The sequence below is a fragment of the Roseibium aggregatum genome (genome assembly GCF_014692675.1).
In the GTDB taxonomy this organism is placed as follows: domain Bacteria; phylum Pseudomonadota; class Alphaproteobacteria; order Rhizobiales; family Stappiaceae; genus Roseibium; species Roseibium aggregatum_C.
In genome coordinates, this window is the sequence record NZ_JABFCZ010000027.1 from 50,660 (window position 1) to 63,693 (window position 13,034).

The following is a 13,034-nucleotide window of genomic DNA, read 5'->3' on the forward strand; positions in this document are numbered from 1 at the left end:
TTCGGAACGTTAGTGCACGACCGCTACGGCTTGCTGGACTTGGCCAGCCGCCTCAAGCGCTGCGTGATAGGAGTTGATCAGGTTGTCGACCGCGCCCTGGGTCACGTCGAGGATCGCCATCGGATAGAAACCGAAGAAGATCGTCAGCGCGATCATCGGGAACAGGATGGCCTTTTCCCGCAAGGACAGATCGAGGATCGATTTCAGGCTCTCCTTCTCCAGCGCGCCGAAGACGACGCGGCGATAGAGATAGAGGGCATAGGCCGCCGACAGGATCACGCCTGTGGTCGCAAAGAACGCCACCCAGGTGTTCACCTGGAACGCACCCATCAGCGTCAGGATTTCACCAACGAAGCCGGAGGTTCCCGGCAGGCCCACATTGGCCATGGTGAAGATCAGGAACACGACCGCGTATTTCGGCATCCTGTTGACCAGTCCGCCGTAGGCGGAAATCTCGCGGGTGTGCATCCGGTCGTAGATCACGCCGACACAGAGGAAGAGCGCGCCGGAGACAATGCCGTGCGACAGCATCTGGAAGATGCCGCCCTGCACGCCCTGGGGCGTCATGGTGAAGATGCCCATGGTGACGTAGCCCATGTGGGCCACGGACGAATAGGCAATCAGCTTCTTGATGTCTTCCTGGGCGAGCGCCACCAGCGAGGTGTAGATGATCGCGACCACGGACAGGGTGAAGATGAACGGCGCGAACATATCGGACGCGACCGGGAACATCGGTAGCGAGAACCGCAGGAACCCGTAGCCGCCGAGCTTCAGCAGAATACCGGCCAGAATGACCGAGCCGGCCGTCGGCGCTTCCACGTGCGCATCCGGCAACCAGGTATGCACCGGCCACATCGGCATCTTCACCGCGAAGCTTGCGAAGAAGGCGAACCACAGCCAACCCTGCATCTCCACCGGGAACGGATGGTTCAACAGCGCGACGATATCCGTCGTGCCTGCCTGCCAGTACATCGCCATGATGGCGATCAGCATCAGAACCGAGCCGAGCAGCGTATAGAGGAAGAACTTGTAGGATGCGTAGACGCGCCGCGCGCCGCCCCAGACCCCGATGATCAGGAACATCGGGATAAGGCCCGCTTCGAAGAAGACGTAGAACACCACCAGATCCAGCGAGCAGAACACGCCGATCATCAGGGTTTCCAGAATGAGGAAGGCGATCATGTATTCCTTCACCCGCTTCTGAATGCTCTCCCAGGAGGCGAGAATGCAGAACGGCATCAGGAACGTGGTCAGGATCACGAACAGCATCGAAATGCCGTCGACACCCATCTTGTAGGTGATCGTACCGCCGAGCCAGTCGCTGGTTTCCACCATCTGGAAACCGGGGTTCTGGTAGTCGAAGCTACCCCAGATGAACAGCGACAGGGCAAACGTGAACAGCGTCGTGACAAGCGCCACGCCCCGGATGTTCTTCTTGCCGCCCTCGTCGTCTCCCGGCACCAGGAGAATCGCCAGGACACCTGCCAGAGGCAGAAAAGTCGTGGTCGTAAGAATTGGCCAGTCGTTCATCAGTGAGCTCCCCCACCGGTACCCGCACCGGTGAACATCGACCAGGTGATGAGCGCAGCCACCCCGATCAGCATCGCAAAGGCATAGTGGTAGAGATATCCGGTCTGCAGCTTGACCACCCAGGTGGTCACGTTCTGGACGCGGGCGGCAACGCCATCGGGACCGAAGCCGTCGATGATCGTCCCGTCGCCCTTCTTCCACAGCTTCCGGCCGACCCACATGGCGGGCCTCACGAACAGGAAGTCATAGAGCTCGTCGAAGTACCACTTGTTGAGCAGGAACTGGTAAAGACCGGAATGACGTTCCGCCAGCCGCTTCGGCGATTCCGGCGAGCGGACGTAGAACTGGTAGGCCACCAGGAACCCGCCGAGCATCATGACGAAGGGCGAAACCTTCACCCAGCCCGGCACCTCGTGCATGGCATGCATGATGTGGTTGTCCGGACCGAGGAAAATGGCGCCTTTCCAGAATTCCTCGAACGCCTCGCCGATGAACACGCCCTTGAACACCATGCCGGCCAGGGCGGCTCCGACGGACAAGAGCAACAGCGGCACCAGCATCACCCAGGGCGATTCATGGACATGGCTCATGACATCGACCGGCGCGCGCGGCTTGCCGTGGAAGGTCATGAAGGTCAGACGCCAGGAATAGAACGAGGTCAGCGCAGCGGCTATGACCGTCAGCCAGAAACCGTAGATCGCGAAGGAATTGTGGCCGGCGTAGGCCGCCTCGATGATCGCGTCCTTGGAGATGAACCCGGCAAAGCCGATGGAGGTGAGCGGCAGGCCGACCCCGGTCAGGGCGAGCGTGCCGATCATCATCGTCCAGTAGGTGAACGGAATGTGTTTCCTCAGGCCACCCATCTTGCGCATGTCCTGCTCGTCGGAAACGGCGTGGATCACCGAACCGGCGCACAGGAACAGGAGTGCCTTGAAGAAGGCATGGGTGAACAGGTGGAAGATGCCCACCCCGTAGGCGCCGACGCCGAGGGCGACGAACATGTAGCCGAGCTGGGAACAGGTCGAATAGGCGATCACCCGCTTGATGTCGTTCTGGACGAGGCCGACCGTTGCCGCGAAGAAGGCGGTGGTGGCACCGAAGAAGGTCACGACGGTGAGCGCCGTGTGCGACAGCTCGAACAGCGGCGACAGGCGCGCCACCATGAACACGCCAGCCGTCACCATGGTCGCGGCGTGAATGAGCGCGGAAACCGGCGTCGGGCCTTCCATGGCGTCCGGCAGCCAGGTATGCAGCAGGAACTGGGCCGACTTGCCCATCGCCCCCATGAACAGCAGCAGGCAGACCACGGTCAGCGCCCCGTGCGGGTCGAGCTGATGGCCGAGGAAGGTCATCACCTCGGCGTGTTCTCCCGCCAGGGCAGGCGCATTGGCGAAGATGGTCGACATGTCGATGCTGTCGAACAGGAAGAAAACGCCGAAGATGCCGAGCGCGAAGCCGAAGTCGCCGACGCGGTTGACAACGAACGCCTTGATCGCGGCCGCGTTCGCCGAAGGCTTCTGGTACCAGAAACCGATCAGCAGGTAGGAGGCAAGACCCACGCCTTCCCAGCCGAAGAACATCTGCAGCAGGTTGTCGGAGGTCACCAGTGACAGCATGGCGAAGGTGAACAGGGACAGATAGGCGAAGAACCGCGGGCGGTGCGGATCATGGTGCATGTAGCCGATGGAATAGACGTGCACCAGGGCGGAGACCGAATTCACCACCACCAGCATGACCACGGTCAGCGTATCGACCCGGATCGACCACGACACGTCCAGCGCGCCCGCGGTGATCCAGCGCATGATCTGGATCTGGTAAAGCGCGGTTTCGCCGTAACCGACGGAGAAGAAGGCAACCCAGGACAGGATGGCCGCGATGATCACCAGACCGCTGGTGATGTATTCGCTTGCCTTGGCGCCGATCGCCCGGCCGAACAGTCCGGCAATCAGGAACCCGATCAGGGGCAGGAAGACAATTGCAGAGTACATTCGCCCCTAGCCTTTCATCACGTTGATGTCTTCCACGGCAATCGAGCCGCGGTTGCGGTGGAACACCACCAGGATGGCCAGCCCGATGGCGGCTTCCGCGGCGGCGACCGTGAGAACCAGCATGGTGAAGATCTGCCCCATCATGTCGCCGAGAAAGGTCGAGAAGGCGACAAAGTTGATGTTGACGGCCAGGAGCAGCAGCTCGATGGACATCAAGATGACAATCACGTTCTTCCGGTTCAGGAAGATTCCGAAGATCCCGATCGTGAACAGGATCGCCGCGACCGTGAGATAATGCGACAGACCGATTTCCATGGGCGCCTCGCCGTGCTCCCCCTCGTTTAATCTCAACCGGACTGCGGCGCGGAGTGTTTCACCGCCGTCCGGATCATCGAATGAGCGCTTAAAAAGCGCGTTAGATACCCTTGCCAGTCTCCACCTTGTGGATCTCGATAGCGATTTCCTTGTTACGGGCAACCTGCTTCGAGATATCCTGGCGTTTGACGTTTTCCTTGTGGCGCAGCGTCAGCACGATGGCGCCGATCATGGCCACCAGCAGCACCAGTCCGGCCACTTGGAAGAAGAAGACGTATTTCGTGTAGAGCACATCGCCGATGGCCTGGATGTTCGAGACATCGCTGAGCACCGGCATCGGCTCCGCGCCGTGGCCGGCGATTTCCGGAGAAATCACCCAGGCGCCGAGGCCGAGCACCAGTTCGATCAACAGAACCAGTCCGACCAGAGCGCCGATCGGCAGGTACTGCAGGAAGCCCTGGCGCAATTCGACGAAGTCCACGTCGAGCATCATGACCACGAACAGGAACAGCACCGCGACCGCGCCGACGTAGACGACGACCAGCAGCATGGCCAGATATTCCGCTCCCAGCATCACGAACAGCCCGGCGGAGTTACAGAACGCAAGGATGAGGAACAGCACCGAACTCACCGGATTGCGCGAGGCAATCACCATGAAGGCGGATGCCACCGTCACCCCGGCGAACAAATAGAAAAAGAGCGCGTTCAGGATCATTTCTAGACCTGCCTGTCCTCTGGCCGGAACCCGGCCCCTTCTTTAAGACCCCACCGGCCGGATTGCCGGAAGAGCCTCTGATTGCGTTTTGCCCCTACCGGTAAGGAGCATCCATATCGATGTTGCGGGCGAGTTCCCGTTCCCAACGGTCTCCGTTCGCGAGCAGCTTCTCTTTCGAGTAGTAGAGCTCCTCGCGGGTTTCCGTGGCGAATTCGAAGTTCGGCCCTTCGACGATGGCATCCACCGGGCAGGCTTCCTGGCAGAAGCCGCAATAGATGCATTTCACCATGTCGATGTCGTAGCGGGTGGTCCGGCGCGTGCCGTCGTTGCGGCGCGGCCCGGCCTCGATCGTGATTGCCTGCGCCGGGCAGATTGCCTCGCACAGCTTGCAGGCAATACAGCGTTCCTCACCGTTCGGATAACGGCGCAGAGCATGTTCACCGCGGAAGCGCGGGCTCACCGGCCCCTTTTCGAAGGGGTAGTTCACCGTCGGCTTCGGCTTGAAGAAATAGCGCATGGCGAGAATGAACGCCGATACGAATTCCTTCAAGAACAGCGATTTGGCGGCCTGATCAAGTCCCATCGCCTGTTGCCTTCCCTTGTGTCTCAGCCGGTAAGTCCGACACCGGCCCAGTACCCGATCACCGGAAATCCGATCACCGGAACCAAAAATACGATCCAGCTCAGGGGCGTCTTGTATTTCGCGGCGAACCCGCCGTCGCCGCCCCCTTGCCTGTTTTTCATTTCAGCCGCCTGGATCACCCCTTTCAGGATCTTCCAGTCGAGCCAGCCGAGGTAAAGACCAATGGCGGCTCCGATCAGTCCGGCGACCGAAACACTCACCTTACGGTGCCCATCCCATGACCTGCAGCACGCCCGCCACCAGAACCACCATGAACAGCGACAGCGGCAGGAACACCTTCCAGCCGAGGCGCATGAGCTGGTCGTAGCGATAGCGCGGCACCATGGCCTTCACCATGGCGAACATGAAGAAGCCCAGCAGGCACTTCAAAATGAACCAGACGACGCCCGGCACCCATGTAAACGGTGCGAAATCGAACGGCGGCAGCCATCCACCCATGAAGAAGATGGTCATCAGCGCGCACATCAGGCAGATGGCGACATATTCGCCGAGCATGAACATCATGTACGGAGTCGAGCCGTATTCGACCATGAAGCCCGCAACGAGTTCCGATTCCGCTTCCGCCAGATCGAACGGCGGGCGGTTCGTCTCGGCGAGGGCCGAGATGAAGAACACGACGAACATCGGGAATAGCGGCAGCCAGTACCAGTTCAGGAACGACAGCCACGGCACGCCGAGCATGGTGGCAAGACCGGTCTTCTGCGACAGGACGATCTCCGACAGGTTCAAGGAACCCGCGCACAGCAGAACGGTCACGATCACGAAGCCGATGGAGACCTCGTAGGACACCATCTGCGCGGCAGAGCGCAGGGCCGACAGGAACGGATATTTCGAGTTGGACGCCCAACCGCCCATGATGATGCCGTAGACCTCGAGCGAGGAGACCGCAAAGACGAACAGGACGCCGACGTTGATGTTGGCGATCACCCAGCCGTCCGCGACGGGAATCACCGCCCAGGCGGCCAGCGCCAGCATCACGGAAATCAGCGGCGCCAGCAGGAACAGGATCTTGTTGGAGCCCGACGGAATGACCGGCTCCTTCAGGACGAACTTCAAAAGGTCGGCGAAACTCTGGAAAAGCCCCCAGGGCCCGACCACGTTCGGGCCGCGGCGGATCTGGACGGCCGCCCAGATCTTGCGGTCCGCGTAAAGGACATAGGCGACGATCACCAAAAGCACGACAAGCAGCAGCACGCTCTGGAACACCATCCAGAGAAACGGAATGCCGTAGGTCGTCATGAAATCCGACATGTCTGTCCCCTGCCCCTTATTCCGCTGCTTCCGCCGTCCGAGCCTTGGCGAGCGCGGAACATTCCGCCATCACCGCCGAGGCCCGAGCGATCGGGTTTGTCAGGTAAAATTCGGTCACCGCATTGGCAAAGCCGGCGGCTTCCATCTTGCCGGCGCCCTTGGCAAGGGCCGCGATCTCTTGCGGCTCGCCCGCCTTGATGCTGTCGATCTCAAGCATGTGCGGATAGGCTTCGCCGAGAAGCCCGCGCAGCGCGCCGAGCGTGTCGAACGGCAGCGTCTTGCCGAGAACGGCAGACAGCGCACGCAGGATCGCCCAGTCCTCGCGGGCTTCGCCCGGAGGGAAGCCGGCCCGGTCGCCCAGTTGCACCCGGCCTTCCGTGTTGACGTAAAGGCCCGATTTTTCCGTGTAGGCGGCCCCCGGCAGGATCACGTCGGCACGGTGCGCGCCGCGGTCGCCGTGCGTGCCGATATAGACCACGAACGCATCGCCGAAGGCGGACATGTCCATTTCGTCCGCACCCAGCAGGAAGAGAACGTCGAGGTTGCCCTTCGATGCCGCATCCTGCATGGCGGCAATGCTCATGCCGCCGTCGTTCGGCACGAAGCCGATGTCGAGGCCGCCGACGCGGGATGCCGCGGTGTGCAGGACCGAGAACCCGTTCCAGTCGCCGCTGACCGCGCCGACCTTGTCGGCAAGCTTGGCGGCATTGGCCAGGACGGACACGCCGTCGACCCGCGCAAGCGCGCCCTGGCCGACAATAATGAGCGGCTTCTTGGCTGCCTTCAGCACATCGGCGAAGCTGTTTTTGCCGGCCACCAGATCGGCCAGCGTTTCCGGACCGGCGCCGAGATAGATGGTCGCATAGGTGAGATCCGCCGCCTCGCCGACGACGCCGACCGGCAGGTCGCCCTGGCGCCAGCGCTTGCGGATCCGCGCGTTCAGCACCGGCGCTTCCAGGCGCGGGTTGGCGCCGATGATCAGCACCGCGTCGGCATCCTCGATACCTTCAATGGTGGAATTGAAGATATAGCTTGCACGACCCTTGGCCGGATCGAGCGCTGCACCGTCCTGGCGGCAATCGATGTTGTGCGACCCGAGCGAGGACATCAGCTCCTTCAGGGCGAACATTTCCTCGACGCTTGCCAGATCACCGGCAACCGCACCGATCTTCGCACTGTCGGAGGAGCTCACCTTGTCGGCAATGATCTGGAAGGCGTCTGTCCAGGAGACCGGCTGCAACTTACCGTCCTTGCGGGCATAGGGCCGGTCGAGGCGCTGGGTCTTGAGACCGTCCCAGATGTAGCGGGTCTTGTCGGAGATCCACTCCTCGTTCACCGCCTCATTGAGCCGCGGCATGATGCGCATGACTTCACGGCCGCGCGTATCGACCCGGATCGCGGATCCGACCGCATCCATCACGTCGATGCTTTCGGTCTTCACCAGTTCCCACGGACGGGCGTTGAAAGCGTAAGGCTTGGAGGTCAGCGCGCCGACCGGGCAGAGATCGACGACGTTGCCCTGCATTTCCGACGAAAGGGCCGCTTCCAGATAGGTGGTGATTTCCGCATCCTCGCCGCGGCCGATCAGGCCCATGTCGGCGACGCCGCAGACTTCGGTGGTGAAGCGGACGCAGCGCGTGCAGTGAATGCAACGGGTCATGATCGTCTTGACCAGCGGGCCGAGGTGCTTGTTTTCCACCGCGCGCTTGTTTTCGTGGAAGCGCGAGGCATCGATCCCGTAGGCCATGGCCTGGTCCTGCAGGTCGCACTCGCCGCCCTGGTCGCAGATCGGGCAGTCCAGCGGGTGGTTGATGAGCAGGAACTCCATCACCCCTTCGCGGGCCTTCTTGACCATCGGGCTCTTGGTCTCGACGACCGGCGGCTCGCCGTTCGGCCCCGGACGCAGATCCTTGACCGACATGGCGCAGGACGCGGTCGGCTTGGGCGGTCCGCCCTTCACTTCGACCAGACACATGCGGCAGTTGCCGGCAATCGACAGCCGGTCGTGGTAGCAAAACCGCGGAACCTCGGCCCCCGCCTCTTCACAGGCCTGAAGCAGCGTGTAGTCCGCCGGGACGTCCACTTCATTGCCGTCGATGATCAGCTTTGTCATCGCCTGCTCTCCAAATCCCGTTCCCGCGTTACTCTGCCGCGACCATCGCCGGGGCTTTCGCCTTGGCGACATAGTCGTCGATACGCTGTTCGATGACCGGCCTGAAATTCTTGATGAGCCCCTGGATCGGCCACGCGGCCGCATCGCCAAGCGCACAGATCGTGTGGCCCTCGACCTGCTTGGTCACATTGAACAGCAGATCGATTTCCTCACGCGACGCATTGCCTTTGACCATGCGTTCCATGACGCGCCACATCCAGCCGGTGCCCTCCCGGCACGGCGTGCACTGGCCGCAGCTCTCGTGCTTGTAGAAATAGGACAGCCGCGCGATCGCCTTGATGATGTCGGTCGACTTGTCCATCACGATCACGGCCGCCGTGCCGAGGCCGGAGCCGAGATTGCGCAGGGTGTCGAAATCCATCGGCGCATCCTTGCACTGTTCCGCCGTCAGGCAGGGCACGGAAGATCCGCCCGGGATCACGGCCAGCAAGTTGTCCCAGCCGCCGCGAATGCCGCCGCAATGCTTGTCGATCAGCTCGCGGAAGGGAATGCCGAGTTCTTCTTCCACCGTGCAGGGCTGATTGACGTGACCGGACACGCAGAACAGCTTGGTGCCGGTGTTGTTGGGATTGCCGAGACCGGCAAACCAGGTGCCTCCGCGGCGCAGGATGGTCGGCGCAACGGCAATGGATTCCACGTTGTTCACGGTGGTCGGACAGCCGTAGAGACCCACGTTCGCCGGGAACGGCGGCTTCAGGCGCGGCTGGCCCTTCTTGCCTTCAAGGCTCTCCAGCAGGGCCGTTTCCTCGCCGCAGATATAGGCGCCGGCGCCGTGGTGGACGTAGATATCGAAGTCGTAGCCGTTCTTGTTGTTCTTGCCGATCAGGCCGGCGTCATAGGCCTGGTCGATTGCCGCCTGCAGGCGCTCGCGTTCGCGGATGAACTCGCCGCGCACGTAGATATAGGCCGCGATCGCGCCCATGGCGAAACCGGCGACGAGACAGCCTTCGACCAGCGTATGCGGGTCGTGGCGCAGGATCTCGCGGTCCTTGCAGGTGCCCGGTTCGGATTCGTCGGCGTTGACGACCAGATAGGCCGGACGACCGTCGGATTCCTTGGGCATGAACGACCATTTCAGACCGGTCGGGAAGCCGGCGCCGCCGCGCCCGCGCAGACCCGAGGTCTTCATTTCATTGACGATCCAGTCGCGTCCCTTGTCGAGCAGGGCCTTGGTATTGTCCCACTGGCCACGCTTCATCGCACCTTCAAGACCCCAGTCATGAAGGCCGTAGATATTGGTGAAGATCCGATCCTGATCTTTCAGCATCTCTTCCCCCTACTCTTCGCTCTTGCTCGAGGGCACATCGCCCGCGGCAACGCGCTTGGAGAATTCCGTTTCCCCGCCGGCGGCGAGGGTCTTGGCCTGTTCGATCCAGCCGTCACGCTCAATCCGGCCCTTGAACTTCAACCGTGTATCCACCCAGGCGATTTCCTCAGGCCCCCAGGCGGCGACCTGATGGAAGTGGTAGATACCCAGTTCGTTGAGCGTGCCTTCCAACTTCGGACCGACGCCCTTCAGCTGTTTCAGGTCATCCGCCTTGCCGCCCTTCGGGCCTTCCAGCAATTCGGGTTCCTTTTCCGCGGCAAGCAGCGGCAGTTCTGCCGGCTTTTCAAGCGCGGGAGCGGCCTTCTTAGGAGCAGCCTTCGGCTTTTCCGCCTTCGCAGGTGCAGGCTTCGGCTTTTCTTCCTTGGCCGGCGCGGGTGCATCGGCCTTCTGCGCGGATTTTGCTGCGAATTCCGCCTTCACCTTGGCAACAGCTTCTTCGGCCGGCACCGGCACGCCGTCGAAATCATTGCCGCCCGCGTTGATCGATGCACCGGCAAAGGCATGGGAGGCCTTTTCGGCGCCGTCGACCAGATGGGGAACCGGATCGCTCCCCTTGGTGTTGTCCTTGATTTCGGTCAGGCTGGTCTGCCCGCCTTCCGCCATGGAGAACCGGCGGCCGTTCTGAGGACCGGGGGTCACTTCGTTGCCGGCGGCAATGTCGTCGATCAGCTTGTTGAAGCTTTCCGGCGTCAGGTCCTCGTAGGTATCCTTGAAGATCTGAACCATCGGCGCATTCACGCAGGCGCCGAGACATTCCACTTCCTCCCAGGAGAACATGCCGTCCTCGGAGATTTCATGCATGTGCTTGGCAATGCGGCTCTGGCAGATCTTGATCAGGTCTTCTGAGCCACGGAGCTGGCAGGGCGTGGTACCGCAAACCTGGATATGCGCCTTCTTGCCGACCGGCTGCAGCTGGAACATGGTGTAGAAGGTGGCGACTTCGAGCACGCGGATATGGGGCATGTCGAGCATGTCGGCGATATAGCGGATCGCCGGCTCGCACACCCAGCCGTCATGCTGCTCCTGCGCGCGCCACAACAGCGGAATGACTGCGGAGGCCTGACGGCCCGCCGGATAGCGGTCGATCAGCTTCTTCGCCCACGCGAGGTTCTTCTCGGTGAACTCGAAGCTCTCAGGTTGTTCCGCGGCAAGTCTGCGAACCGCCATGGTGTTATCCCCGTTTCATACGCTTGACCGCAGCCGGAAATCCGGCGGTTGCGGTCGAAATTGACTGGCTGGACGATCCGGTCACCGGTCGACCTCGCCGAACACGATGTCCATGGAGCCGAGCACCGCCGAGATGTCGGCCAGCATGTGGCCCCGGCAGACGAAATCCATCGCCTGCAGGTGGGCGTAGCCCGGTGCCTTGATCTTGCAGCGGTAGGGCTTGTTGGTGCCGTCTGCGACCAGGAAAACGCCGAACTCGCCCTTGGGCGCTTCCACGGCGGCGTAAACCTCGCCGGCGGGCACGTGATAGCCTTCGGTGTAAAGCTTGAAGTGATGGATCAGCGCTTCCATGGACCGCTTCATCTCACCGCGCTTCGGCGGCACGATCTTGCCGTCGGTGGACGAAATCGGACCGGTTTCGATGGTCAGCTTTTCCAGGCACTGCTTCATGATCCGGACCGACTGGCGCATCTCTTCCATGCGGATGAGATAGCGGTCGTAGCAGTCGCCGTTCTTGCCGACCGGAATGTCGAAGTCGAGATCGGCGTAGCACTCATAGGGCTGCGACTTGCGCAGGTCCCAGACGGCGCCGGACCCGCGCACCATCACGCCGGAGAACCCCCAGGCCCAGGCATCGTCGAGGTCGACCACGCCGATATCGACGTTACGCTGCTTGAAGATGCGGTTGTCGGTCAGAAGGCCTTCGATGTCGTCCAGGGTCTGCAGGAACGGATCGCAGAAGTCCCAGATATCGTCGAGAAGATCACGCGGCAGGTCCTGGTGTACCCCGCCCGGACGGACGTAGGCGGCGTGCATGCGCGCACCGCAGGCCCGCTCGTAGAACACCATCAGCTCTTCGCGCGGCTCGAAGCCCCACAGAGGCGGCGTCAGCGCACCGACGTCCATGGCCTGGGTGGTCACGTTCAGAAGATGCGACAGCAGACGGCCGATTTCGGAATAGAGCACGCGGATCAGCTGGCCGCGCATCGGCACGGTGATGCCGAGCAGACGTTCCACGGCAAGCGCGAAGGCATGCTCCTGGTTCATCGGCGCCACGTAGTCGAGGCGGTCGAAATAGGGCACGGCCTGGAGATAGGTCTTCTGTTCGATCAGCTTCTCGGTGCCGCGGTGCAGCAGGCCGATATGCGGATCCACACGGGTCACCACCTCGCCGTCCAGCTCCAGCACCAGGCGCAATACGCCGTGGGCCGCCGGGTGCTGCGGACCGAAATTGATATTGAAGTTTCGAACCTGCGCTTCGGCCATCGTCGAAAGCCTTAATTCGTGGTTGCTTTTTCATCGCCCGGCAGCACGTAGTCCGTGCCTTCCCAGGGCGAGAGGAAATCGAAATTGCGGAATTCCTGGTTCAGGCGAACCGGCTCGTAGACGACGCGCTTCTTCTCGTCGTCGTAGCGGACCTCGACATAACCGGTGACCGGGAAATCCTTGCGGAGCGGATGGCCGTCGAAGCCGTAGTCGGTCAGGATCCGCCGCAGGTCCGGATGACCGGAAAACAGGATGCCGTACATGTCATAGGCTTCGCGCTCGAACCATTCGGCCCCGGGAAACACCGGCGTGAGCGATGCGACCGGCGTATTCTCGTCGGTTGCCACCTTCACCCGGATGCGCTGGTTCTGCATCGGCGACAGGAAGTGGTAGACCACGTCGAACCGTTTCTCGCGCGCCGGATAGTCGACACCGCAGATATCGGTCAGATTGACGAACTTGCACGAGCTGTTGTCGCGCAGGAAACGGCACACATCGATGATATCCGACGCACTCACCGTCAGGGTCAGTTCGCCGTAAGCGACGTTCCAGGACAAAAGAGACTCACCAAGACCAAGCTCGATATGCTCGGCAAGTTCCTTCAATGTCTCGTCCATTTTGACCTCACTCCCCCGGGGGCATGTGCCGAAGGCGGCGGA

At 61.8% G+C, this 13,034-nt stretch carries 12 protein-coding genes; all 12 read right to left on the reverse strand.

Translation table 11 applies throughout. From position 1 onward, the window contains the following. Window positions 1–9 precede the first annotated feature (9 nt). The gene (locus HK439_RS21680) at window positions 10–1,530 is read right to left on the reverse strand and encodes an NADH-quinone oxidoreductase subunit M (RefSeq protein ID WP_190293579.1); all 1,521 of its coding nucleotides are present in this window, start codon (window positions 1,528–1,530) and stop codon (window positions 10–12) included. Next, window positions 1,530–3,518: an NADH-quinone oxidoreductase subunit L gene (gene nuoL, locus HK439_RS21685; RefSeq protein ID WP_190293580.1), complete on the reverse strand. Its 1,989-nt coding sequence runs from the start codon at window positions 3,516–3,518 to the stop codon at window positions 1,530–1,532. Before nuoL ends, HK439_RS21680 begins: the two co-directional genes overlap by 1 nt. Window positions 3,519–3,524: 6 nt before the next feature. Next, window positions 3,525–3,833: an NADH-quinone oxidoreductase subunit NuoK gene (gene nuoK, locus HK439_RS21690; RefSeq protein WP_190293581.1), complete on the reverse strand. Its 309-nt coding sequence runs from the start codon at window positions 3,831–3,833 to the stop codon at window positions 3,525–3,527. A 100-nt stretch (window positions 3,834–3,933) separates the two neighbouring features. Next, a complete protein-coding gene (locus HK439_RS21695; RefSeq protein ID WP_190293582.1) occupies window positions 3,934–4,548 on the reverse strand; it encodes an NADH-quinone oxidoreductase subunit J in 615 nt (204 codons plus the stop codon). Between the two features lie 94 nt (window positions 4,549–4,642). Next, window positions 4,643–5,131 (reverse strand): NADH-quinone oxidoreductase subunit NuoI, encoded by a 489-nt coding sequence (gene nuoI, locus HK439_RS21700; protein ID WP_190293583.1) that lies wholly within the window; start codon window positions 5,129–5,131, stop codon window positions 4,643–4,645. A 23-nt stretch (window positions 5,132–5,154) separates the two neighbouring features. Continuing rightward, window positions 5,155–5,391 (reverse strand): hypothetical protein, encoded by a 237-nt coding sequence (locus tag HK439_RS21705; RefSeq protein WP_190293584.1) that lies wholly within the window; start codon window positions 5,389–5,391, stop codon window positions 5,155–5,157. 1 nt (window position 5,392) lies between these two features. After that, complete coding sequence (gene nuoH / locus HK439_RS21710; protein WP_190293585.1) at window positions 5,393–6,442, reverse strand: NADH-quinone oxidoreductase subunit NuoH; 1,050 nt, start codon at window positions 6,440–6,442, stop codon at window positions 5,393–5,395. Between the two features lie 16 nt (window positions 6,443–6,458). Then, window positions 6,459–8,555 carry an NADH-quinone oxidoreductase subunit NuoG gene (gene nuoG / locus HK439_RS21715; RefSeq protein WP_190293586.1) on the reverse strand — a complete coding sequence of 699 codons (2,097 nt, stop codon included), beginning with the start codon at window positions 8,553–8,555 and terminating at the stop codon, window positions 6,459–6,461. A gap of 28 nt (window positions 8,556–8,583) precedes the next feature. Beyond that, window positions 8,584–9,882, reverse strand: a complete 1,299-nt coding sequence (nuoF, locus tag HK439_RS21720) for an NADH-quinone oxidoreductase subunit NuoF (RefSeq protein WP_190293587.1) — start codon at window positions 9,880–9,882, stop codon at window positions 8,584–8,586. 9 nt (window positions 9,883–9,891) lie between these two features. After that, window positions 9,892–11,109 (reverse strand): NADH-quinone oxidoreductase subunit E, encoded by a 1,218-nt coding sequence (locus HK439_RS21725; protein WP_190293588.1) that lies wholly within the window; start codon window positions 11,107–11,109, stop codon window positions 9,892–9,894. A gap of 81 nt (window positions 11,110–11,190) precedes the next feature. Further along, the gene (locus HK439_RS21730) at window positions 11,191–12,375 is read right to left on the reverse strand and encodes an NADH-quinone oxidoreductase subunit D (RefSeq protein ID WP_190293589.1); all 1,185 of its coding nucleotides are present in this window, start codon (window positions 12,373–12,375) and stop codon (window positions 11,191–11,193) included. A gap of 11 nt (window positions 12,376–12,386) precedes the next feature. Next, entirely contained in the window at window positions 12,387–12,992 is a 606-nt protein-coding gene (locus tag HK439_RS21735) for an NADH-quinone oxidoreductase subunit C (protein ID WP_190293590.1), read from the reverse strand. Window positions 12,993–13,034: the final 42 nt, after the last annotated feature.